The sequence below is a fragment of the Pirellulales bacterium genome (assembly GCA_035533075.1).
Taxonomy (GTDB): Bacteria; Planctomycetota; Planctomycetia; order Pirellulales; family JAICIG01; genus DASSFG01.
Genome location: DATLUO010000234.1, coordinates 32,327 through 54,976 on the forward strand (window position 1 = coordinate 32,327; position 22,650 = coordinate 54,976).

19 protein-coding genes, 1 tRNA gene and 2 pseudogenes are annotated in these 22,650 nt (G+C 63.9%); 18 read left to right on the forward strand and 4 right to left on the reverse strand.

Annotated features, from left to right (window positions below; translation table 11 throughout):
* Positions 1-326: 326 nt before the first annotated feature.
* The gene (locus tag VNH11_29420; protein ID HVA50504.1) at positions 327-1,325 is read left to right on the forward strand and encodes a hypothetical protein; all 999 of its coding nucleotides are present in this window, start codon (positions 327-329) and stop codon (positions 1,323-1,325) included.
* 604 nt (positions 1,326-1,929) lie between these two features.
* Here the strand turns inward: VNH11_29420 and VNH11_29425 are convergent.
* A pseudogene (locus tag VNH11_29425) lies at positions 1,930-2,079 on the reverse strand (DUF4058 family protein).
* Positions 2,080-2,654: 575 nt separating this feature from the next.
* Here VNH11_29425 and VNH11_29430 point away from each other — a divergent pair.
* The gene (locus VNH11_29430; protein ID HVA50505.1) at positions 2,655-3,689 is read left to right on the forward strand and encodes an NAD(P)-dependent oxidoreductase; all 1,035 of its coding nucleotides are present in this window, start codon (positions 2,655-2,657) and stop codon (positions 3,687-3,689) included.
* A 15-nt stretch (positions 3,690-3,704) separates the two neighbouring features.
* Positions 3,705-4,754, forward strand: coding sequence for a dihydrodipicolinate synthase family protein (locus VNH11_29435; GenBank protein ID HVA50506.1), 1,050 nt, complete (start codon positions 3,705-3,707; stop codon positions 4,752-4,754).
* 62 nt (positions 4,755-4,816) lie between these two features.
* Here VNH11_29435 and VNH11_29440 read toward each other — a convergent pair.
* Positions 4,817-4,903 (reverse strand) — tRNA-Ser (locus VNH11_29440).
* 186 nt (positions 4,904-5,089) lie between these two features.
* Between VNH11_29440 and VNH11_29445 the strand changes: the two genes are divergently transcribed.
* The 8 genes and pseudogenes from VNH11_29445 to VNH11_29480 all read left to right on the forward strand — a co-directional run bounded on the left by VNH11_29445 (position 5,090) and on the right by VNH11_29480 (position 11,101).
* Complete coding sequence (locus VNH11_29445) at positions 5,090-6,622, forward strand: M20/M25/M40 family metallo-hydrolase (GenBank protein HVA50507.1); 1,533 nt, start codon at positions 5,090-5,092, stop codon at positions 6,620-6,622.
* Between the two features lie 5 nt (positions 6,623-6,627).
* Positions 6,628-7,068 (forward strand): DUF1501 domain-containing protein, encoded by a 441-nt coding sequence (locus VNH11_29450; GenBank protein HVA50508.1) that lies wholly within the window; start codon positions 6,628-6,630, stop codon positions 7,066-7,068.
* Positions 7,069-7,120: 52 nt separating this feature from the next.
* Positions 7,121-7,417, forward strand: a complete 297-nt coding sequence (locus VNH11_29455) for a DUF2442 domain-containing protein (protein ID HVA50509.1) — start codon at positions 7,121-7,123, stop codon at positions 7,415-7,417.
* Positions 7,410-7,670, forward strand: a pseudogene (locus tag VNH11_29460) (DUF4160 domain-containing protein). The gene VNH11_29455 and the pseudogene VNH11_29460 overlap by 8 nt, the downstream one beginning before the upstream one ends.
* A gap of 34 nt (positions 7,671-7,704) precedes the next feature.
* Positions 7,705-8,784 carry an acyl-CoA dehydrogenase family protein gene (locus VNH11_29465; GenBank protein ID HVA50510.1) on the forward strand — a complete coding sequence of 360 codons (1,080 nt, stop codon included), beginning with the start codon at positions 7,705-7,707 and terminating at the stop codon, positions 8,782-8,784.
* A 1-nt stretch (position 8,785) separates the two neighbouring features.
* Complete coding sequence (locus VNH11_29470; GenBank protein ID HVA50511.1) at positions 8,786-9,229, forward strand: YkgJ family cysteine cluster protein; 444 nt, start codon at positions 8,786-8,788, stop codon at positions 9,227-9,229.
* The gene (hisS, locus tag VNH11_29475; GenBank protein HVA50512.1) at positions 9,226-10,557 is read left to right on the forward strand and encodes a histidine--tRNA ligase; all 1,332 of its coding nucleotides are present in this window, start codon (positions 9,226-9,228) and stop codon (positions 10,555-10,557) included. Before VNH11_29470 ends, hisS begins: the two co-directional genes overlap by 4 nt.
* Positions 10,558-10,597: 40 nt before the next feature.
* Complete coding sequence (locus VNH11_29480; protein ID HVA50513.1) at positions 10,598-11,101, forward strand: HYExAFE family protein; 504 nt, start codon at positions 10,598-10,600, stop codon at positions 11,099-11,101.
* A 5-nt stretch (positions 11,102-11,106) separates the two neighbouring features.
* On the opposite strand, the gene VNH11_29485 is transcribed toward VNH11_29480, so the two are convergent.
* Positions 11,107-11,757 (reverse strand): hypothetical protein, encoded by a 651-nt coding sequence (locus VNH11_29485; GenBank protein HVA50514.1) that lies wholly within the window; start codon positions 11,755-11,757, stop codon positions 11,107-11,109.
* Positions 11,758-11,899: 142 nt separating this feature from the next.
* On the opposite strand from VNH11_29485, the gene VNH11_29490 reads away from it, so the two are divergent.
* The 6 genes from VNH11_29490 (at position 11,900) to VNH11_29515 (ending at position 20,034) form a co-directional block, all read left to right on the forward strand.
* Entirely contained in the window at positions 11,900-13,210 is a 1,311-nt protein-coding gene (locus VNH11_29490) for a formylmethanofuran dehydrogenase subunit B (GenBank protein ID HVA50515.1), read from the forward strand.
* Positions 13,207-14,865, forward strand: a complete 1,659-nt coding sequence (locus VNH11_29495; protein HVA50516.1) for a fatty acid CoA ligase family protein — start codon at positions 13,207-13,209, stop codon at positions 14,863-14,865. The genes VNH11_29490 and VNH11_29495 overlap by 4 nt, the downstream gene beginning before the upstream one ends.
* A 128-nt stretch (positions 14,866-14,993) precedes the next feature.
* Positions 14,994-15,737: a site-2 protease family protein gene (locus VNH11_29500; GenBank protein HVA50517.1), complete on the forward strand. Its 744-nt coding sequence runs from the start codon at positions 14,994-14,996 to the stop codon at positions 15,735-15,737.
* A 16-nt stretch (positions 15,738-15,753) separates the two neighbouring features.
* A complete protein-coding gene (locus tag VNH11_29505; protein HVA50518.1) occupies positions 15,754-16,536 on the forward strand; it encodes a hypothetical protein in 783 nt (260 codons plus the stop codon).
* A 389-nt stretch (positions 16,537-16,925) separates the two neighbouring features.
* Positions 16,926-18,623 carry an ATP-binding protein gene (locus tag VNH11_29510; protein HVA50519.1) on the forward strand — a complete coding sequence of 566 codons (1,698 nt, stop codon included), beginning with the start codon at positions 16,926-16,928 and terminating at the stop codon, positions 18,621-18,623.
* Positions 18,598-20,034 carry a sigma-54 dependent transcriptional regulator gene (locus VNH11_29515; GenBank protein HVA50520.1) on the forward strand — a complete coding sequence of 479 codons (1,437 nt, stop codon included), beginning with the start codon at positions 18,598-18,600 and terminating at the stop codon, positions 20,032-20,034. The genes VNH11_29510 and VNH11_29515 overlap by 26 nt, the downstream gene beginning before the upstream one ends.
* Before the next feature lie 103 nt (positions 20,035-20,137).
* Here the strand turns inward: VNH11_29515 and VNH11_29520 are convergent, their stop codons facing one another.
* Positions 20,138-21,370 (reverse strand): trypsin-like peptidase domain-containing protein, encoded by a 1,233-nt coding sequence (locus tag VNH11_29520; protein ID HVA50521.1) that lies wholly within the window; start codon positions 21,368-21,370, stop codon positions 20,138-20,140.
* A 499-nt stretch (positions 21,371-21,869) separates the two neighbouring features.
* Between VNH11_29520 and VNH11_29525 the strand changes: the two genes are divergently transcribed.
* Positions 21,870-22,175: a hypothetical protein gene (locus VNH11_29525; GenBank protein HVA50522.1), complete on the forward strand. Its 306-nt coding sequence runs from the start codon at positions 21,870-21,872 to the stop codon at positions 22,173-22,175.
* The last annotated feature ends 475 nt before the right edge of the window (positions 22,176-22,650 follow it).

Consider the following 22,650-nt stretch of genomic DNA (forward strand, 5'->3'; position numbering starts at 1 on the left):
CGCGCACCGCGCCGAGCCAGCCTATCAAGCATCGCGGGCGAGAAAGGCGGCCGCCGACCGCACGGCCCGGATTGCCGGCTCTTCGGCAGTCCGACGAGCCGTCGGTGCGGGCGTAACTCTGATTGGAACGGCGCATCAGGGTGGGACGGTCTCGGCCACTGGGTCGGCGCTCGCGCTCGGTCCCACGTCCGCGCGCTCGACGATCCGGCCGTCGGGGAAATCGGCACGCCCCCGTCGTTTTTTCCGCGGAGGTTTTCGACGGCCAATTGCTTGGACGCGTCGTGGCGACTAACATCGCAAACAACTTTTACCATGGAAAGCTCTTTATGCCGGATTTCGACACCGCATGGAAGGAGGCCCTGGAGGCCCTATTCGAGCCATTCATGGCCTTCTTTTTCCCCCAGGCGCATCGCGACATTGACTGGACGCGCAAGGCCCTAATGCTTGACAAGGAGCTGGAGCGGATCGCGCCGGAATCGGAGCAAGGGCGGCGTGTGGTGGACAAGCTGGTCAAGGTCTGGCGGACCAACGGCCAAGACGAGTGGGTGTTGGTCCACATTGAGGTGCAGAGCCAGCAGGAAACGGAGTTCGCGAAACGAATGTTTGTCTATAACTACCGGCTTTTCGATCGCTATAATCGAAAGGTGGCCAGTTTCGCCATTTTGGGCGACGAGCGCCCGGCTTGGCGGCCGCAACGGTTTGGATACGAACTTTGGGGAACGAAGGTCGGCATCGAGTTCGCAACCGCGAAGTTGCTTGACTACGCGGCTGATGAAGCGGCCCTGGAAGCCAATCCAAATCCATTCGCGGTGCTGGTGCTGGCGCATTTGAAGGCACTGGCGACGGCTCATGACGACGAGGCACGGCGAGTATCGGAGGTGCGGCTGGTCAGGGGGCTTTACGAGCGGGGGTTCAGCGCCGATCAGATCCGACAGTTGTACCACCTGATCGACAGAATGATGAGGCTGCCGGAGCCGCTGGCGGACCTCGCCTGGAGAGAGATACGTGACTTTGAAAGGGAGAAAAGCATGCCATTTATAACCGGAGCGGAGCGTGTCGAACGCGAGGAAGGGCTGGAGGAAGGGTTGGCGAAGGGGTTGGCGAAGGGGTTGGCGAAGGGGTTGGCGAAGGGGCTCGCGCAGGCGCGGGAAGACATCCTGACGGGCATCGAGGAATTGCTCGACGTCCGATTTGGTCCAGCCGGCCTGGCGCTGCTCGCTGAGATTCGGCCGATCGAAGATCTCGACCTCCTGCGGAAAATCCTCCACAGCATCAAGCCAGCGGATAGTCCGGAAGCCTTGCGCCGGCTCTGGTCAAAAGCCTGACGTGGCTCGCGGTATCCAGCCACCGTTCACAACGGCGCATCATGGTGGGACGGTCGCAAGAAAACTTCCGTGTTCGCCGGCCGCCAGGCCGGCCGAGCGGCCGCTCGTAGGGCAGACGTGACCAATCTATGGGCCCGATGATGGCGGGCCAGCATGAGACATTGGCCGCCAAAGTTTTTCAGCGACGGCTCGGCCATCTATCTGGCAAGCCATTCGACGAGATCCGCGATTTACTGCGATCCGTCTTCACCTAGCGAGCGATCTCACCGTTTTCCAAGGATCGCCAATGATTAAGACGACGGAACAAGCCACCCGCCTTTGCAGCGACCGCCAATAGGTGAACTCCGGGTGAGCCGCAATGCTGCCGCTGGTGCCTTCGTCAGCCGAAGGCGAGTTCGGCGAAGCCAAGACCCTGAAACCGAAATCGGCCCGAACAACGCGGCGGTGGCCGGTGGTCGCGTGCTTGTATCATGGCGTTGCGTCGGACCGCGGGCAGGATCCATCCCGATTCGGCAGGAATGGGGCGGCGCAAGGCGGCATCGTCCGGCGCCACGGGCGGCGCGGGGGTTTCGCTGTAGTTATAGGTGCCGAAGCCGGCCGCGTCCTAAGCGCGGTCGAGCACGCTTTGCAAGTCGAGATGCGCGTCGGGATCGAGCGCGGCAACGGGCGCTCGCACCACCGGCAACCGCTCGCGCAAAGCGAGCGGCCAAAATCCGACGTTCGGGCGGTCTTCGTAGCGGCTCACCAGCGCATCGTAGTCGCAGGGATGCCAGTTTTGTCACCGCTACGACTGGGCTTGCCCCAGTCGAGCGCTGACTGGCAGGCTAGAACGGCGCCGCGAAGCTGCCCCCGCACCGCCTTCCGCATCCTGCGTCTCGTCCGCCGTCGACGCGGCGGACGAGACGCAGGATGAGGAAGGCCGATTAAGAGTGGAAAGGATCTTGACGGCCGCCGTCTAGCCTGTCCGTCAGCGCCCCACCGGCACAAGGCCGGCGGTGGCGGAGCGGAACACATTCAACCATGATTCCTTGCAAAGCGAGTCGCCGGGGTTGAATGCGGCAGGATGAACTCCGAACGGCGCTTATGTGTTACTTTGTTCATTATTTACATACAAATAGCTGCAACAACCGGCTGGCCGTCGTGTCGGCCAATTTGGCAGCCCGACGGTTGACAGGGCAGGCGGCGCGGAGCGAGCCGACCAAGCTCTTTGAAAAGCAAAAATTGGTTGTGATCCGTAGTCGGTGGTCCGTGGCGAGTCGCCTGTTCGTGTAGAATGCCGGCAGAATGAAATACCTACATCTGCCGGCGTTGAGAGATGAGGGATGAGAGATGAAGGTGACGGTGGAACAACCTGAGGATGAAGAGCAGCTCGATGAGTTGCTGAGCCGGCCGAGCGAGCAGGTGATCGACGCATTGGGCCGGCTGCCGGGCGATGTGGTCGTGTGGGGTGCCTCGGGCAAGATGGGGCCGTCGCTGGCGCGAATGCTGAAGCGCGCGAGCGACGCCGCCGGCCTGCCGCGGCGAGTTTTCGGCGTGGCGCGGTTTACCGAGGGCGGTGAAGAAACGCTGGAGGCACAGGGCATCGAGACGATTCGTTGCGATCTGCTCGATGAGGACCAGGTGATGCGCTTGCCCGACGCGGAGAACGTGATCTTCATGGCCGGGCGGAAGTTCGGCTCGACGGGCGACGAAGGGCTGACTTGGGCCATGAACGCCTGGCTGCCCACGCTCGTCTGCCGCAGATATCGCCGCAGCCGGACCGTGGCCTTTTCGACGGGAAACATCTATGGCCTCGTGCCGGTCGAAGGGGGCGGATCTCGCGAGGTGGACGTTCCGCAGCCCGTCGGCGAGTATGCGATGAGTTGTCTGGCACGGGAACGGCTCTTCGGCTACTTCAGCCGCAAATATGGCACGCCCGTCGCCATCGTGCGGCTCAATTATGTTTGCGACCTGCGCTATGGCGTGCTGGTCGATCTGGCGCAGAAGATCGTCGAGGAACAGCCGATCGATCTTGCGATGGGCTATTTCAACACGATCTGGCAGCGCGACGCGAACGCCCTGGCACTGCTGGCACTGGCTCACGCCGCCACGCCGCCCTGGATCGTGAATGTCACCGGCGTCGAGACGCTTTCGGTCAGAGAGGTTTGTCAGCGATTGGCCAGACTGTTGGATAAGCCGGTGCGCTTCGTCGGCAGCGAATCGCCGACGGCCTTGCTGAGCGATGCGTCGCTGGCCGTCGAAGAATTCGGTCCCCCCGCGATGCCGGCCGAGCCATTGATCGAGCGGGTGGCAAATTGGGTCGGCCGCGGCGGCCGAACGCTTGATAAGCCGACGCATTTTGAATCCCGCAACGGAAAATACTAAGCTAGGCGAATGACCATGAATCTCAATCCAGACATCCGGCGCGTCCTGCAACAAGGCGTCGTCGTTCCGGCTTGTCCGTTGGCGTTGGACGCCGGGCGAAAATGGGACGAGCACCGGCAACGGGCGCTGCTGCGCTACTACCTTGACGCCGGCGCCGGCGGCATCGCCATCGGCGTACACACGACTCAGTTCGCCATTCGAGAGCCGCGGCACGATCTCTATCGCCCGCTGCTGCGGTTCGCCGCGGCGGAAATGGCCAAGTGCGACCGCCCTGTGGTGCGGGTGGCCGGCGTGTGCGGCGGGACGGAACAGGCGCTGCTGGAAGCCGGCTTCGCCCGTGAGTGCGGCTATCATGCGGGTTTGCTCAATCTCGCGGCGCTGGCGGCGGCCAGTGAGGACGAGCTGATCGATCATTGCCGGCGCGTGGCGGAAGTGCTGCCGGTGTTCGGGTTTTATCTGAACCCGGCCATCGGCGGCCGTTTGCTGCCGTATTCTTTCTGGCGGCGGTTCGCCGAGATCGACGCCGTCGTGGCCATTAAGATCGCGCCGTTCAACCGTTATCAGACGCTCGACGTGGTCCGCGCGGTCGTGGAGGCGGGCCGCGACGACATCGCTCTTTATACCGGCAACGACGACAACATCGTGGCCGACCTGATTACGCCGTTTCGCTTCGAACGCGACGGTCGCCGCGTCGAACGGCGCATCGTCGGCGGCTTGCTCGGGCAATGGGCGGTGGGCACGCGGGCCGCGGTCGAACTGCTCGACGAATGCCATCGCGCCGCGGCCGGCGTTTCGGCGTCGAGCAAACTGCTGGCAGACAATGTCGCGGTGACCGATATCAACGCCGCGCTGTTCGATGCCGCCAACGATTTCGCCGGCTGCATTCCCGGCATTCACGAAGTCCTGCGCCGTCAAGCCTTGCTGGCGGGCATCGACTGTCTCGACCCGCGCCAAACCCTCAGTCCCGGCCAGGCTGAAGAAATCGATCGCGTGATGCGGGCATATTCCCATTGGTTCGACGGCGATTTCGTGCGCGAGAACCTTGCCAGGTGGCTGCACGAGTAGCATCAAACGCCTTTCGCAAAGCCGTTCATGAAACGGCTTGCGAAAGGCACTTTGTTAATTAGCGGAGAGGACAGGATTCGAACCTGCGGACCAGTTTCCCGGTCACGGGTTTAGCAAACCCGCGCTTTAGACCACTCAGCCACCTCTCCTGGAGCGATGCCCCGATCAAAGCGATTCTATGCATTAAGTCTAGTCCTGCAAGTGGTTGTCGCCGGCGGCAGGACCGTGAAACACGACGCCCGTCGCCAGTAGCCACCTTCCGTGCGGCACGCCCTCCGTTTTTAGAGTATACATGCTGAATGACTTGCGAGCCGTTCCCGATGCCGATTTCCCTCATGTCACGAACCACCCTGTTTTTGCTGCTATTCACCTGGGCCGGAGCGTCGAGCGCGGCTGAAACGGCGGCCTCGAAGGTGCTTTCGTCGATTACCTCCGCCGACCTGCGAAGGCACGCCGAGCGGCTGGCCGATGACACCCTGGAGGGCCGCGAGGCGGGCAGCCGCGGCGGACACGCCGCCGGCCACTACCTGGGCCAGGAATTCCAGCGGCACCGGCTTGCCGGCGGGGCCGCGGCCCGCAGCTACTACCAGTCGTTCGGCCCGCAGTACCGCAACATTCTCGGCCTGCTGGAAGGAAGCGACCCGCAACTCAAGCAGGAGCTGATCGTGGTCGGCGCCCATTACGACCACGTCGGCTACGGGAACTCGCAGAACAGCTACGGCCCGACCGGCTACATTCATAATGGCGCCGACGACAATGCCAGCGGCGTGGCCGGCCTGCTGGAACTGGTCGAAGCGTTCTCGCGGCTCGACGCCCGTCCCAAACGGTCGATTCTGTTCGCACTTTGGGACGGCGAAGAAAAAGGCCTGCTCGGTTCCGAATACTGGGTGGCCCATCCGACCGCGCCGCTCGACCGCGTGCGGCTGGCCGTCAATCTCGATATGATCGGCCGCTTGCAACGAAAGCGGCTGGAAGTTTACGGCATCCGCAGCGGCTTCGGCTTGCGGCGGCTGTTGAGCATGAACAATGCCGCGACCGATCTGGCGTTCGACTTTTCCTGGACCATGCGCGAAGACAGCGACCATTACTCATTCTATAAACGCAACGTGCCCGTGTTGATGTTCCACTCCGGCCTGCACTCCGATTATCACCGGCCCAGCGACGATGTGGAGAAGCTCGACTTTGCCGGCATGGAGCGGATCGTGCGAATGTTGTTCGGCGTCGTCCACGAGCTGGCCGACGAGCGGAAGCTGTCGGGCTTTCGCGGCGCCGCGCGGCACGAAAACAGCGAGCTGCGACGCGAGCGCGAACAGCCGTTGCCGGCCCCGCCCGCCCGATTGGGACTGGCCTGGGACCCGCGTGATGAAGGGCGCGACGGCGGCCTGCGGATCGTGCATGTCGCCCCGCGCTCGGCGGCCGCCGTTGCGGGCATTCGCGTGGGCGACCGATTGGTGCGATTCGCCGGCCGCGACCTGAATCGCGAGACCGACCTGCGCAGCCTGGTGCTGGCGGCGAAGAGTCCCGCGATCGTCGCGGTCGAGCGGGCCGGCTCCGCTCAGCCGCTGAATCTGACGGTGAAGCTGGCCGGACCGCCGCTGCGGCTGGGCCTTTCTTGGCGGACCGACGCCGCCGAGCCGCAGGCCGTGATTGTGGCGCATGTGGTGCCCGGCTCGCCCGCCGCGCGGTCGGGCATGCTGGTACACGACCGCCTTTATGAAGTATCGGGGAGGGCCTTTACCGGCGAGGAAGAGTTTCGCCGGCTACTCACGGAGACCGACGACGACACGCTCGAACTGCTCACCGAACGCGAAGGCCGCGTGCGGACGGTGACGGTCAAGCTGCTGCCACCGGTAAGAAGCGAATTCTAGGAACGATCACGCACGCCGACAACTTCGGCCGCCTGAAAGACAAGCTGCTGCCGCCGCTCGACCGCGGTTTGGCCGCCTTGCTCGACGACTTGGCGGCGTCGGGCCTGCTCGATGAGACGCTGATCGTGGTGACCGGCGAGTTTGGCCGGACGCCGAAGATATCGATGTTGCCCGGTGCGTCGTTGCCGGGCCGCGATCACTGGGCGCCGGTCTATTCGGCCGTTTTCGCCGGCGGCGGCGTGCGCGGCGGGCAGGTCATCGGCCGTTCCGACAAGCAGGCGGCGTTGCCGGTGACGCGGTCGTATCGGCCGGAGGATTTGGGCGCGACGATCTACCATGCGCTGGGCGTCGACGGCGCGGCCGAAGTCCGCGACACGCTTGGCCGGCCATTGCGGCTGAATGGCGGCGAGCCGATCGCGGCGCTATTCAGCGGCGCGGCGGTTTAGCCTGACAATGCGAAGCCGCGGCGGTAGAATCAGGGCAGTGAGGATTTAGTCCATGTATCGACCCATTGAAGTACGACCGCTGTCAGGCTATCGACTTTACCTGCGTTATGACAATGGCGTCGAGGGCGAAGTCGATCTTTCCGATTTTGCCGGCCGCGGGGTTTTTGCTGTGTGGAACGATCGAGCGGCGTTTGAGAAGGTGTCGATCGGCCCCGGCGGAGAGATTCGGTGGAGCGACAAAGTCGATCTTTGCCCGGATGCGTTGTACATGAGAGTGACCGGTGCATCGCCGGAAGACCTTTTTCCCCAGCTTGTGCAGGAAAGGCGCGAATCCGAGTTGAATGCCTGACATCAGCCGCTTTTACGGCATCGTCATCAAGATCTACTACGGCGATCATCCGCCACCGCATTTCCACGCCGAGTACGGAGGCAAGCAATAGGTTGTCAGCATTGACACGTTGTCGACCATCGCGGGAAAGCTGCCATCGCGCGCTGCTGCCATGGTGGCGGAGTGGGCCAGCCTACATCAGTCTGAATTGCGGAAGGTGTGGGGCCAGGCAGCCAATATGGAACCGCTTGACGACATCGATCCGCTTCCATGAACAAACCAAGCTAGCGCCGGAACGCCGATTGCCAATGCATTACAACACCCAAATCAGTACCGCTGACGACCCCGCCCTCGACCAGCTTTGCCTTGCCCTTGCGGCGCGCGCCGACGCACTCGATACGTCGGGCGACTGGCCGGCGGAGCAGCTTGACCTTTGTCGACGATTTGGCGTCAATCGCTGGTTCGTCGGCCCGGAGTGGGGCGGCGCGGGGTGGAGCGAGCTCGATCTGATGCGGGGCTTGATGCGGCTCAGCTCCGCATGTCTGGCCACAACGTTCGTGCTTACCCAGCCGCTGGGCGTCTGCCGGCGACTGACGGTCTGCGAGAACCATGCGTTGCGCGACGACCTGCTGCCGAAGCTGGCCGGCGGCGAAGTGTTCGCGACCGTCGGCATTTCGCACCTCACGACCAGCCGCCGGCATCTGGCCAAGCCGGTGCTGGCTGCCCGGCAGAGCGACGAGGGATTTGTGCTCAACGGTTCGATCCCCTGGGTCACCGGCGCCGTGCGGGCCGACTACGTGCTCACCGGGGCCACGCTCGACGACGGCCGGCAGATTCTGACCATGCTGCCCACGAACCTGCCGGGCTTCACCGTCGGCGAACCTGCTCGGCTGGTGGGACTCACCGCCACGATGACCGGCGGTGCCGAATGCCGCGATGTGCTCGTCGATCGCCGCTGGCTGCTGGCGGGACCGACCGAGAACGTGCTGTCGGGCAAAGGCGCGGGGACCGGCGGCGTGCAAACCTCGGCCCTGGCTCTCGGTCTGGCGGCGGGAGCACTCGATTATCTGGAGCGCGAGGCGGCCCTGCGTGCCGATCTGATGGCGCCGGCCGCCAGTTTGCGCGAAGTACACTCGGAGCTCGAAGCGGAGCTGTTGACCTTGGCGGCGGGCGGCGAGGGGTGTTCGCCCGACGAACTTCGCTCGCGGGCCAACAGCCTGGCGCTGCGGGCCACACAGGGAGCATTGACGGCGGCCAAGGGGAGCGGATATGTCTTAGGCCATCCGGCAGGCCGCTGGTGCCGGGAGGCGTTGTTCTTTTTGGTTTGGAGCTGCCCGCAGCCGGTGATGGCCGCAGCACTGTGCGAGCTGGCCGGCCTGAGTGATTAAAATGCCATTACGAACTCCCCAGATTCGCCGCGAACAAGTTCCGCCGGACGACTGTCTGTGCAATTACTGCTCGGCCAAGTGCTGCAAGTATTTCGCCCTGCCGATCGACAAGCCGACGACGCACAAGGATTTCGACTACATCCGCTGGTACTTGCTGCACGACGCGGCCACGGTGTTCGTCGAGGGCGAGCAGTGGTATCTGCTGGTCCACACCCGCTGCAAGCATCTGCAACACGACAATCGCTGCGGCATTTACGAGACGCGGCCCAACATCTGCCGCGAGTACTCGACTGAGAGCTGCGAATATGAAGACGATTACGTGTACGACCGCTATTTCGAAACGCCGGAGCAGGTGGCGGAATACGTCGAGGCCGTGCTGCCGCCCCGCAGCCGCGATCAGTTCCGCAGCCGCCGGCCCCCTTTGCTGAATGTGATCTCGCCGTGACCAAAGCCCAACGCATCGAGCCGCGCACGCTCAAAGGATTTCGCGACTACCTGCCCGACGCCATGATGGCCCGCGAGCGGCTGATCGACACGGCCCGGCGGGTCTATCGCTCCTACGGCTTCAGCCCCATCGACACGCCGGCGCTGGAATACCTGGAAATCCTCACGGGCAAAGGCGGCGAAGAGACCGACAAGCAGCTTTACCGCTTCGAGGACCACGGCGGACGCTGGGTCGGGCTGCGGTTCGACCTGACGGTGCCCCTGGCCCGCTTCATCGCACAGCACGCCAGTGAGCTGGGCACGCCCTTCAAGCGTTATCACATCGCCACGGTGTGGCGTGGCGAGAACACGCAGCGCGGCCGCTACCGCGAGTTTATGCAGTGCGATTTCGACACGATCGGCACGCGCTCTCCGGTGGCTGACGTCGAGACGGCGCTGGTGATCCACGACCTGATGCGGGCCATCGGCTTCGAGGCGTTTACGATTCGCGTCAACAACCGCATGGTGCTCAATGGCCTGTTGCAGCGATTGGGCCTGGCCGACAAGTCGGGAGCGGTCCTGCGAGCGCTCGACAAACTCGCCAAAATCGGTCGTGAAGCGGTGGCTGAGGAGATGCAGAGTGTGGCGGGAGCTACCGCCGAGCAGGCCAACGACGTGCTGCGTTTGTCGGAGTTGAGCGGGTCGAACGAAGACGTGTTGCGGCAGCTTGAGCCGCTGGTGGCCGGCAGCGACGTCGGGCAAGAGGGCGTCGGCCGGCTGGCCGAGCTGCTGGCGGCCGCGGAGGCCGGCGGCGTGCCGCGCGAGCGTCTGCGGCTCGATGTTTCGATCGCCCGCGGCCTCGACTACTACACCGGCACGATCTTCGAGACGTTTTTAGACCAGCTTTCCGGCATCGGCAGCATCTGCTCGGGCGGACGTTATGATAACCTGGCGAGCCTTTACACCAACCAGGAACTGCCAGGCATCGGGGCCTCGCTGGGGCTCGACCGATTGCTGGCGGCGATGGAAGAGCTAGGGATGCTGACCAAGGTCACGACGCCGGCGGAGGTGCTGGTTGTCTATTTTGTCGCCGAGCGGCTGCACGATTATCTACGGTTGGCAGCCCGGTTGCGTGCGGCGGGTTTGGGGGTCGAGGTTTATCCTGAAGCCAAGAAGATCGGCCAGCAATTAAAGTATGCCGACCGCCGGGGTTTCAAGGTGGCGGTCATCGCCGGCGAAGACGAGCTGGCAGCCGGCAACTGCCAGATCAAAAACCTGGCCAGCGGCGAGAGCACGACGGTGCCGTTGGCGGGCGATGTAGCGGGGGCGGTCAAGAGCGCTTTGCAGTAGCGTTTGGCAAAAGGTATTGTTGGACCACTGGCAAATCCAGATGGCCAATCGAGACAACCATTACGAAGCCGCCTTCGAAGCCTATCTCCGGGCACGGCAGATACCCTACGTGGCCGTCGATGAAAGCCGCCGCAGCCTGCTGGCCGACGCCTCGATCAAAAGCCTGGACTACATCGTCTCGTCGACCAATGGCAACACCTGGCTGGTCGATGTCAAAGGACGGCGGTTCCCGTCGGGCATGCGCAAGCAGTATTGGAAGAACTGGTCGACGCGCGACGACCTGGTGAGCATGGCCCAATGGGAGCGGCTGTTCGGCGAACGCTTCAGGGCCGTGTTCGTGTTCGCCTACGCCATCCTCGGCGACCGCGCACCGCTGCCCCGCGAGCAACTTTTCGAGTTTCGCGAAGCACTGTATGCCTTTGTCGGCATCCGGCTGGAACAATACGCCTTTTACGCCAAGCAGATCTCGCCGCGCTGGGATACTGTGGCCATGCCCTACGAGCGGTTCCGTGAGTTGGCTGAGCCGATGGACCGGCTGCTGTGAATCCACTACATCCGCAGCATCTCGCGAAATCCGGCCGTGACGGCCTGGGGGTGCAGCATCACTTGCCAGCCGATGCAGGCCGCGAGCACGAATGAGCCGAACGCCAACACCACGCCCCAGGCGTTGGCCGGCGACTCGGCCTGACGTAGCCGCGACCGGAGTGCCTGCTCCAGACGCCGCCAACCGGCAAAGCTCTGTTCGTCGCCCGTGGCCACCAGTGAGACGTTTTTCAGGGCCGGACTCGACTCCAAGTGCAGCTCAACCCTCAGTTTCGGCAGCGACAAGCAAGTGCCTGCCCAGCGGGCCTCCGGCTCGATCTCGTCGATCGTCTCGGCCAATAGCGGACGAAGCTGTTCGAGCGAGAAGTTGTAGATCGTCAACCGCTGTCGCGACAAGAGCGCCGCCAGGGAAACGCACAAACTGTACATCACCAGCAGCAGCAGCCAAACGTAGCCCTTGTAGACGTAAATGGCCTGCTCGGGCAGCAACAGCTCGATCGGTCCCACCAGCACCATGCCTGAAACGGCCACGCCCAAGGCCGCCAGGTCACGGGCACCGGAAACCAAAAACGGGCGGCGAGAGAGATTGATCCAGGCCAGCAGCAACAGATAAACCGTCAGCGGCCCCAATGCCAGGCAGAGTCGAAAACCGTCCATGCGGCGTCTCGTTGGCCCATCGTTCCAAATGCCCCAAAAGCCAATTTAGACCGCGGCCGTCGGCCGGTCAAACGGCGCAGACGCCTTTCGCCTTTGCCGTGCGTCCGGCACAATAGGGCCTTTGCTCACGATGCTCGCCGCCATGCCTCGCCACACCGTCGAAGACGCCACCTGCACTTATTGCACCTGCTTATGCGACGACATCGTGCTCGACGTGGAAGACAACCGCATCGTCGCCGCCCGGAACGCTTGTGCCCTGGGCCGTGAGTGGTTTACGCGGCCGCGAGACGAAACGCATCCGCCCTGCACTGTCGACAGCCGCGAGGCCACGGCGGAAGAAGCCTATCAGCGGGCGGTCGAAATCCTCACGTCCGCCCGTGCTCCGCTGGTCTATGGCCTGACGGAAACCACCAGCGAGGCCCAACGCGTGGCGGTGGCCATCGCCGATTGGCTCGGCGCCACGCTCGACACCGGCACCAGCATGGGGCACGCACCCAGCGTGCTGGCCCTGCAGCGCACCGGCAAAGTCACCTGCACGCTGGGCGAGATCGCCAATCGCAGCAACTTGATCGTGTTCTGGGGCACGAACTGCGCCGAAACCCATCCGCGGCTCTACTCGAAATACACCGCCCTGGCCGAGGGAATGTTTGTTCCCCGCGGCCGCGCCGACCGCACCTGCGTGGCGATCGACGTGCGCCCCACCGCGACCTCCGCGGCGGCCGATCGGTTCTTGCAGATCAAGCCGGATGCCGATTTCGAGGCCCTCTGGATCCTGCGAGCGCTGCTCAAAGAAATCGAACTCGACGCCGACGATGTGCTGCGGCAAACCGGCGTGCCGTTGGACTCTTGGCGCGACCTGATTCAACGCATGAAGCAGGCCCGGTATGGCACGTTCATCATGGGCATGGGGCTGATGCACTCCCGCGGCCGTCATCTCAATTGCGAGGCACTCTTTCTTTTGACGCGCGAGCTGAACGCCTTTACGCGCTTCGTGACTCGCTCGGTGCGTGCCCGCGGCAACGTGACCGGCGGCGACAAGCTGGTCGGTTGGCGGACCGGCTTTGCTTACGCGGTGAACCTGGCACGGGGCTATCCGCGTTACAATCCGGGCGAATATACGGCCCAAGAGGTACTGACCCGCGGCGAAGCCGATGCCGCACTGATCGTGGCCGCCGATCCTTTCGAGACGTTCAGCCGCGATGCCTGCCGGTCGTTGCGGTCGATTCCTTCTATCTATGTCGGCCCGCCGGACACAGCCGCCGCCCGCGATGCCACCGTCGCCTTTGCAACAGCCACTTACGGCATCCACACAGCCGGCACGGTCTATCGCATGGACGACGTTCCTTTGCGCTTGCGGCCCGCGCTAACCAGCCGCTATCCCAGCGACTACGACGTGCTTGCACAGATCGAGCGGCGGATCTTGCAGCGCCAGAAAAGCGGCCGGGGCGAATGAGCGACGTCGTCAACGTGGCCGCCCGACTCGCCCGCCAGGCACAGGCCAGGCCCGACGCCACGGCGGTCATCGAAGCGGCTGGTTGCGATCGGTCCGGCAAACGACGATACCATCGTCTGACGTTTCGCGAGCTCGACCAAGACAGCGATCGCATTGCCCGTGGACTGCGTCGGCTCGGCGTGACGCCGGGCACGCGACTGGCGTTGCTGGTCAAGCCGGGCATCGACTTTGTCTGGTTGGTCTTCGCACTGCTCAAAGCCGGCGCCGTTACTATTTTGATCGATCCGGGCATGGGCCGCGGCAATCTCATCGGCTGCCTGGAAGCGGTCGCTCCCGAAGGATTCGTCGCCATCTCGCCTGTGCAGGCGGTGCGAATACTGTTTCGGCGGCGTTTCCGCCGCGCTCGTTTTAATGTAACCGTGGGACGGCGCTGGTTTTGGGGCGGAGCGACGCTCGCTCAGCTTCGCGCGACGGAATGGAGCGGCCCGGAACTGGCGCCGACCAAGGCCGACGATCCGGCGGCAATCATCTTCACTACCGGCAGCACCGGCCCGCCCAAGGGCGTGCTTTATCGTCATGGGAACTTCGACCGCCAGGTCGAGGAGATTCGCGACTTTTACGACATTCAGCCCGGCGAAGTCGATCTGGCCTGCTTCCCGCTGTTCGGGCTGTTCAACTGCGCGATGGGGGTGACGACGGTCGTGCCCGACATGGACGCTTCACGCCCGGCGACGGCCGACCCGGCGAAGCTCGTGGCCGCCATCACGGATTGCGGAGTCAGCCAATCGTTCGCCTCGCCCGCCGTCTGGAACCGCGTTGGTCCCTATTGTGCCACGCACGGCCTGACGCTGCCGACGCTGCGGCGGGTGATGTCGGCTGGCGCTCCGGTGCCGCCCTACGTGCTGGAGCGAATGAAGTCGTGCATCGCCGCGGATGGCGAAATGCACACGCCTTATGGAGCGACGGAGGCGTTGCCCGTGGCGTCGATCTCGGCCAGTGAAGTGCTGTCGGAGACGGCCGAGCGGACGCGCCAAGGCGCTGGCACGTGCGTGGGTCGGCGTTTTCCGGGCATCGAATGGAAGGTGATCGAAACTGTGGACGGGCCGATTTCGACACTGGCCGAGGCGAAAGAACTGCCGACCGGCCGGATTGGCGAGCTGATCGTTCGTGGGCCGGTGGTCACGCAAGAGTATGTGACGCGCACCGAGTGGAACGCCTTGGCGAAGATCATCGACGGCGAAACGTTCTGGCACCGCATGGGCGACGTCGGCTATTTGGACGATCGCGACCGCTTCTGGTATTGCGGCCGGCTGTCGCACCGCGTGTTGACGGCCGGAGGGCCGATGTACACCGAGCCGTGCGAGGCGATCTTCAATCATCATCCGGCTGTCTATCGTTCGGCGCTCGTGGGACTGGGCACGAAAGGGCAGCAGCAGCCGGTGATCGTCGTCGAGCCGCTGGTCGAGCGGCTGCCGTTGACACTTTCCGACCGCCATGCATTGCTCGCTGAAATGCGTGAAGTGGCCAAGTCGAACCCGCTCACCGCGGCGATCGACGAGGTGCTGATTCATCCCTCGTTTCCGGTCGATATTCGGCACAACGCCAAGATCTTCCGCGAGAAGCTGGCCGTTTGGGCCAAGAAGGAACTTTCGTAATAAAGGCAGAAGGCAGAAGGATGAAGGCAGAAAAAGATTCTCTGCCTTCTGCCTTTCCAGCCTGCCCTGGGCGAGCGGCACACCGGTCGGTATGCTGTGGCATTAACGCTGTCCGGTTTTGCACTCCTGTGTTCTTACTCGAACCACCACGCACGCAATACGATGTCAACTTCGCGCTGGCCGGCGTGCCGGTGCGCGTGCATCCGCTGTTTTGGCTGGTCACGTTGCTCTTGGGTATGTCGCACGACGCCAAGCCGGTCGAGGTGCTGCTGTGGGTGGCGGCCGTCTTCGTTTCGATCCTCGTCCATGAGTTCGGACACGCGGTCATGATCCGCTATTATGGCTGGCGGCCGCGGATTATTCTTCATTCGCTCGGTGGGCTGGCAGCCTACGAGCCAACCTACCACCGCACCTGGCCGCAGGTCGCCATCTCGTTCGCCGGTCCCGCGGCCGGCTTCTTGTTGGCCGCGCTAGTGGCGTTGGCCATTCGCCTGGCGGGGCACGAAGTGCAACTCGATTGGAAAGATCCGTTTCCCCTGCCCATACGGTTTGAATTCTTCCATGCGACGAATCTCAACCGGTTCATCATCGACCTGTTCTTCGTAAACATCCTCTGGGGCTGCATCAACCTGCTGCCGATCTATCCGCTCGACGGCGGGCAAATCTCGCAAGAGGTGTTGAATCACTACAACCCAGCCAACGGAACGCGGCAATCGTTGATGCTGTCGATTTTCACCGCCGTGGGCATGGGCGTGGTGATGCTGGCCAAGCTCGAAGATTATTGGCTGGCGCTCCTCTTCGGATTGTTCGCCTACACGAACTATCAGGCGCTGCAGCAATATGACGACCGGTTCGGCGGACGCGGCTGGTAATAGGGGAGTGGATGGTGTGACCGCCAGCGAAGTGCCCCAGCGTCGCGTGGTGTTGCTGGGCGCCAGCAACGTCACTCGCAGCATTGCCACCGTCGTCGACACGGCCTGCCGCGCTTGGGGCCGGCCGCTCGACCTGCTGGCCGCCGTGGGCCACGGGCGGTCCTACGGTCTGCGCAGCAGGGTGCTGGTGCGGTCGCTCCCTGGCATCCTTGAATGCGGGCTGTGGCCGGCACTGGCCGCGCGGCCCGCCGCCCCGACTGCCGCGTTGATCACGGACATCGGCAACGATCTTTTCTACGGCGCCTCGCCGCAGATGATTGCCGGTTGGGTCGACGAGTGCTGCCGGCGACTCGCGGCCACCGGTGCCCGGCTGGTGATGACGCGGCTTCCCGTGTGCAACGTCGGCCGCGTGAAAGAGTGGCAGTTCGCGGTATTTCGCGCGATGTCGTATCCCGGCTGTCGCGCGACGCTGGCCGAGATAACTCGCAGCGCTCAAGAACTCGACGAGCGGCTGACGGAAGTTGCCGGCCGCCACGACTGTCGGTTGATCGAGCCGGAATCCCACTGGTATGGGCTTGACCCGGTTCACATCAGACCCTTTCAATCGCGCCGGGCGTGGCAATCCATTCTGGGCGGCTGGAACGAAACTCTGCCGGAAGACGCGGCAAGCAGTTCGCTACGTCGCTGGATCTATCTGAACGCGCGCATCCCCGAACGGCGATGGCTGTTCGGCCGCCAGCAGGGCCGCCCCCAGCCGAGCGGACGGTTGCCCGACGGCACCGTCGTCTCGCTATTTTAGGCAACCACCCGCCTGAACAACAGAAACAGAATGGCGATGCCCCGGTAGTGCCACCACTCCCGGCGCGCCGGGACTGGCCGGCCGCGCGTATTGCAAGGGCCGGATCGATCTCGGCTCCCGGCGCGCCGGGACCCCAGCCACCGACGATTGCGTGCAGCATAACAACTTGGCGGGTGGTTGATTTTAGGAGACTGGCCCCGCCTTTGCTGGGGGAATCGCTGGGTTTTTGCCTATTCATAGCGCGCAAATCGCGCAGCCCCCTGAAACTCGCGGCGAATTCGTGGTATCCTAAAGCGATCCGATCGGCGGACGGAATGTCAACCAGCATCAAGCACAGTGCAGAATCTGGTCACAGTGGACATGGTTTGTCCAGCTCCCGCGAATTCTCTATGAACGCCAAGTTTGTCCTGCGCATGACCGCACCGATGATTGGGGTCAGCATGTTGCTGCTCGCCATCGGAGTAGTGTCGGCCTGGTATGTCCATCGGCTGCAAAAGGAGAACTCGGATCTGTTGGCCCACGACGTGGCCGGCATGCTCACCGCGGAGGACCTGGAAATCAAGATGCGGGAGGTCCGCAGCAAGCTGAACCGCTATCTTCGAGGCGACGCCAGCCAACTGGACGACATTCCTGAACTACGGAAAAGCACTGAACGACTGCTGGTTTCGGCCAAAGCCTCGGCCCGTGCCGAAGGCGAGCTCGATTACATCGCGAAGGTCGAGCAGGGATGCCACGAGTTCTTCGCCGCGGTGGAGCGTGCCCGACACAGTGGCTCCCCCAATGAGCAATTCGCTGAGTTTCTCTGGGACTCACGCATGGACCACGATATCTTCGAGCCGTCGCGGGAGTATATCGACTATCACCGCCAAATTGTGGAGCGCACCAGCGACCAAAGCCAGATGATGGCCGACCGCATGGGTTTGGGATTGCTGCTCTTGGGCATCTGCGGCTCGGCGGCCGGTTTGCTGGCCGGTTTCGGCATCGCCCGCGGCATCAACCGCTTCATCGTGCAACTCAGCGTGCCGGTACACGGGGCCGCCGGCAAACTGAACGAGGTGGTGGGACCCATCACCCTGTCGGCGACGGCCAGTTTCGAAGAGTTGGAAAGCGCGCTGAAAGACATGGCCGACCATATCGGAATGGTGGTCGAACGCTTGGAGCAGCGTGAACGCGAGGTCTTGCGGAGCGAGCAGTTGGCGGCCGTGGGACAGTTGGCGGCCGGCGTCGCTCACGAGCTGCGGAATCCCTTGATGGCCATCAAGATTCTCGTCCAGTCGGCCGGCGAGCGCGGAGACGGAGGGCTGCGCGGCCGCGATCTGGCGGTCGTCGAGGAGGAGATTGGCCGCTTGGAAACCTCGATCCAGTCCCTGCTCGATTTTGCCCGGCCGCCCAAGCCCGAGAAGGTCGCTCTCGATCTCGGGCACCTGATACGCCAGACCTTCGAGCTGGTGTCGGCACGGGCGGAGCAGCAGCACGTTTCGCTGGTCAGCCATTTGCCCGAAATACCGGCCATGGTTGAAGCCGATGGCGGGCAAATTCGCCAGGTGCTGCTGAACCTGCTGCTGAACGCGCTGGACGCTTTACCGGAGGGAGGGGTGGTGGAGGTCGACGTCGTCGGCCGGCGCCGCTGGCGGCCCGTGGCAGCCGGTGGAGTGGAGCCCGAACAAGCGGCGGTGACGGCCGCCGCCGGGGTGGAGCGTCCGCTGCTGGGGCAGTCGCCGTGGGAAGCGTTCGCGAGCGCCCTTGATACGATGGCCACCGATCGCGCCGAGCACGGATTTGTGATCAAAGTCACCGATAACGGTTGCGGCCTGCCGGCCGACCTTGGCAACCGAATTTTCGAGCCGTTCATCAGCACCAAGGAAACCGGCACAGGACTCGGTCTGCCGATCTGCCGCCGCATCGTGGAAGACCACGGCGGCGTGATCGACGCCGGCAACATGCCCGGCGGCGGCGCCGAGTTCGATATTTGGCTGCCGCGGGCCGGCGAGCGCGACTTCGCCGAATCCGCGGCCGCGAGCGTTGTTTCTTCCATCTCTGTCGACGCCCTGGGGCCGCAGCATGCCGCGCTTGCTCGTAATCGATGACGAGCCGAACGTTCTCTATTCACTGCAGAAGAGCCTGACCAGCTCGACTCTGGAGGTGCTGACGGCCAAGACGGGCAAGGAAGGCGTCGATCGCGTGGTCGATTCGCTTCCGGACGCGGTGATTGTCGACGTGCGGCTGCCTGACATGTCGGGCCTCGACGCCTACGACCGCATCCGCCAGATCGACCCGCGGTTGCCGGTGATCGTGATTACGGCCTTCGCCAAGACGGAGACCGCCATTGAGGCCATGCGCCGCGGCGCGTTCGAGTATCTGCTCAAGCCGGTCGATTTTCGGCGGCTGCGCGAGGTGGTGGCCAAGGCGCTGGAAGTCAGCCATCTCAGCCACGTGCCGGCGGTGATCAGCGAAGAGGAGCCGACCGATTCGCCGGCCGACCGCATCGTGGGGAACTCGCCGGCGATGCAAGAAGTCTATAAAGCCATCGGTCGCGTTGCGCCGCAGAACGTGACCGTTTTAATCGTGGGCGAAAGCGGCACCGGCAAGGAGCTGGTGGCCCGCTCCATTTATCACTACAGCCGCCGCAGCCAAGGCCCGTTCCTGGCCATCAACTGTGCCGCGATCCCCGAAAACTTGCTGGAAAGCGAACTGTTCGGCCACGAGCGGGGGGCCTTCACCGGCGCCGACCAGCGGCGGATCGGCAAGTTCGAGCAGGTCAGCGGCGGCACGATCTTTCTCGACGAAATCGGCGACATGAGCAGCGCCACGCAGGCCAAGGTGCTGCGGCTGCTGCAAGAACAGCGCTTCGAGCGGGTGGGCGCCAACGACACCATTCAGATCGACGTTCGCGTGATCGCGGCCACCAACAAGAACCTGACGGACCTGGTCGAACAGGGCCGTTTTCGCCAAGATCTCTTTTATCGCTTGAACGGCTTCACGCTCGCGTTGCCGTCGCTGCGCGATCGGCGCGAAGACATTCCGCTGTTGATCGAACACTTCTTGCGGCTGTTCAACCGCGAACTGGGCAAGAACGTCCGCTCCATCACGGCCGATGCGCGGCGCCTGCTGGAAACGCACGATTGGCCGGGCAACGTGCGCGAGCTGCAAAGCGCCCTCAAGTTCGCCCTGCTGCATGCCACCGGCGAGGTGCTGACGCCCGACTGCCTGCCGGAAGTGTGCCGTCCGGCGGCCGCGGAATTGGCCGCGCCCGGCGCCGGCGCGCTCGACGTGGGACGCTACACGCGCCAGTTGCTCGAACTGAACGAGCCGCACATCTATCGGTTGGTTTCCGCGGCGGTCGACCACGTCGTGCTCGACGAAGTGTTGCGGCACGTGAAAGGCAACCAGCTCCAGGCCGCGGAATTGCTCGGCATCTCGCGCACCACGTTGCGGGCAAAGCTGCGCACGCTGGGGCTGGCCGTCGAAAAGTGGCTCGCCGACGGGAACGGGGCGTGAGGCATCAGGCGTCAGGCGTCAGGCATCAGGCATCAGGCGTCAGGCGGTCCTGAACCCTGAACCCTGAACCCTGAACCCTGAACCCTGATACCTCACGCCTCACTTACTCGGGGCTCTCACCCAACCGGACCCGCACCTCCACCGGCTTTCCGCCGCGGAGAACGGTCAGTTGCACTTCGTCGCCGGGATGGTGCCGGTTTTCGATCTCCGTCAAAAACTCGTCGGCCGTCGTCACCTGGACTCCGTCGACCGCCACGATGGTGTCGGCCGTGCTGCGGTCCATGCGGTACTCCATGAACGGCCCGCGCTGCCGCCGATAGACGCGCGGTCCTTGCAGTCCGGCTTTCTCCGCCGGCCCCTTCGGCACCAGCTCTGCGATCAACAGCCCGTGCTCGGTTTCATAAACTTTGGCGATTCCCACGTCGGGACGGATCACGCGCCCCTTCTCGATGAGCTGCGGCACGATGCGCGAGATGTTGCTGACGGGTATGGCGAAACCGACGCCCGTGTTTTGCCCGGTGCGGCTGGCGATGGCCGTCGTCATGCCGATCAGCCGCCCGCGGCTGTCGAGCAGCGGCCCGCCGGAATTGCCGGGATTGATGGCGGCGTCGGTCTGGATGATCGATTTCAGCGTGCGGCCTTCGCGGCCGGGGATGCTGCGGTTGAGGCTCGAAATGATGCCGGTGGTGAGCGTTCGCTCCAGCCCGAACGGATTGCCGATGGCGAACACGCGTTGCCCGACCTTCAAATGCGACGAATCGCCGAAGGGAACCGGAAACAGCAGTTCTTGCGGGGCCTCGATGCTGAGCACGGCCACGTCGCTGGCCGCGTCCTGGCCCACGAGCTTGGCGGCATGAGCGCTGCCGTCGAAGAGCGTGACCTCGATCTGCCGCGCCTCTTCGATGACGTGGAAGTTGGTCAGAATATGGCCCGCCTTATCGAGCACCGAGCCGGAGCCGGCCCCTTCGGTGGGCACCTCGAACATAAAAAAATCTCCCTCGCGGACGCCCTTCGTGTTGATGTTCACCACCGAGCGGTTCACTTGCTCATAGACCGAGATGTTGACGCGCTCTTCGGGCGTAAACGCTTCGCCGCTGGGCTGCTGAGGGACGGGCTTCGGCGTCTCTTGCGTTTCGGCGGGCGCCGGTGCGGCAGGTTGCACGTCGGGCGGCGGCGCGGCAGGTTGCACCACGGGCGGCGCGGCGGCGGGTTTCTCTTCGGCCGGCAGGGGCGGCGCTTGGTGCAGGAACGCCGCCGCGACCACGGCACCCAGAGCGAACATCGTGATACAGAGCAGGGCTTGTTTCATGGCCACCATGATACCGATTGCACGCATGCCGCCATACTGCTTATGGCGTGTGACGCCGAAACAACCGGCACACCTGTGCCATTCGCTGTCGGCAGCGTTCGCCTAACGCCCCTGGTTTGCTTGCTCCGATAACACGATGCAGTCGGAATACCAGGAGGGGATGATGAGGCGTTCACGGCGGACTTTGTGGTTGTTGCTGGCGGTAATGGCAATGTCGCTGGGCGTCGTCCAGTTGACGACGCAATCTGGGGCTCCGACGTCCAGCCGGCCGCGTCCGGTGGCAGCGGCAGAGCCCGATCCAGGCGAATCCAGACCGGTCAAGCGGCGCGACGGCCGGCCGACGCCCAGGCATGTCGAACGGGGCCGCTTCCGGCAAAAAAAATCCGCGGCGATCTGGAACAGCCTGTCCCACGCTCGGCGAACGGTCGTTGGGTTTGGCCGGTCGCAACTTGCCTCGCTCTCGGAGAGGCTGGCCGGGGGTTTTACGCCCGCTTTACGGCAGCCGGTTGCTGTAAGAAGCTCCTCGTTGGACTCAAGCGAGCGATCGCATGCCGCGGCCATTACGCTGATTGTGGAGTTGCCACAAAGCGCCGCGAGCGAGTCGATGACCTACCGGGCAGGCTGGAGCGGCTGCGACGCCTATGCGTTTGGCTGCGACCACCTGGGCCGGCCTCTCAGCGAGGATGGCATTGGCCGACCGGCACCTATGCACCGCGCTATCGTCGGTAAACTGGCGCGGCTTGTCGACATGGCTGCCCGTTTCGCCGACCTGGCAACGGCGCTGCTCGACGGCGGCGGCGTCAAAGTGGCAGGCACACTCCGTGTGCCGTAGCCGCCAGTCGAGCGAACCGAACTATTGGCTTGGGCGAGGCGATCCAGAGCCAGCGCCCCACGGCAAGTGTCCCAATTTCACGTCGCGCAGCGCGCTGCGCGTCGTGTGGAGGGCCTCCCAACTCGGCTATGACTGTGCGCAGCGCGCTGCGCGTCGGCACACCGGCCGCTCGACTCCGCCTTACCCAGCCTGGCCGACTGGCGCAGCGCGCTGCGCGTCAACACCCCATATAGGTTACGTCGCTCCATTTTCTAAAGCCTTCATAGACTGGGTCGACTCGCCCGTTCATCGCCTCCCCGGCTCGGACCGATTAGAATGGAGAAGTCGAAGGGAGCTTGGATCATGGCAGAAGCGGCGGTCGAACTCAGTGGTTGGGAAAGGGCGCTTATGGCGGCCGAAAAAGTCAAGGAGCGGCTGAGCAGGGCAACTCGCGCGCTGGACGCCGCCGGCGTACCTTATGCCGTCGCCGGTGGCA

What these genes read in the sequence shown, in the direction of transcription:
- VNH11_29510 (HVA50519.1), top strand. Translation starts at nt 16,926, where the DNA reads ATGAACGCCAAGTTTGTCCTGCGCATGACCGCACCGATGATTGGGGTC.
- VNH11_29465 (HVA50510.1), top strand. Translation starts at nt 7,705, where the DNA reads ATGCATTACAACACCCAAATCAGTACCGCTGACGACCCCGCCCTCGAC.
- VNH11_29470 (HVA50511.1), top strand. Translation starts at nt 8,786, where the DNA reads ATGCCATTACGAACTCCCCAGATTCGCCGCGAACAAGTTCCGCCGGAC.
- VNH11_29445 (HVA50507.1), top strand. Translation starts at nt 5,090, where the DNA reads ATGTCACGAACCACCCTGTTTTTGCTGCTATTCACCTGGGCCGGAGCG.
- VNH11_29430 (HVA50505.1), top strand. Translation starts at nt 2,655, where the DNA reads ATGAAGGTGACGGTGGAACAACCTGAGGATGAAGAGCAGCTCGATGAG.
- VNH11_29495 (HVA50516.1), top strand. Translation starts at nt 13,207, where the DNA reads ATGAGCGACGTCGTCAACGTGGCCGCCCGACTCGCCCGCCAGGCACAG.
- VNH11_29490 (HVA50515.1), top strand. Translation starts at nt 11,900, where the DNA reads ATGCCTCGCCACACCGTCGAAGACGCCACCTGCACTTATTGCACCTGC.
- VNH11_29455 (HVA50509.1), top strand. Translation starts at nt 7,121, where the DNA reads ATGTATCGACCCATTGAAGTACGACCGCTGTCAGGCTATCGACTTTAC.
- VNH11_29515 (HVA50520.1), top strand. Translation starts at nt 18,598, where the DNA reads ATGCCGCGCTTGCTCGTAATCGATGACGAGCCGAACGTTCTCTATTCA.
- VNH11_29480 (HVA50513.1), top strand. Translation starts at nt 10,598, where the DNA reads ATGGCCAATCGAGACAACCATTACGAAGCCGCCTTCGAAGCCTATCTC.
- VNH11_29485 (HVA50514.1), bottom strand. Translation starts at nt 11,757, where the DNA reads ATGGACGGTTTTCGACTCTGCCTGGCATTGGGGCCGCTGACGGTTTAT.
- VNH11_29420 (HVA50504.1), top strand. Translation starts at nt 327, where the DNA reads ATGCCGGATTTCGACACCGCATGGAAGGAGGCCCTGGAGGCCCTATTC.
- VNH11_29435 (HVA50506.1), top strand. Translation starts at nt 3,705, where the DNA reads ATGAATCTCAATCCAGACATCCGGCGCGTCCTGCAACAAGGCGTCGTC.
- VNH11_29520 (HVA50521.1), bottom strand. Translation starts at nt 21,370, where the DNA reads ATGCGTGCAATCGGTATCATGGTGGCCATGAAACAAGCCCTGCTCTGT.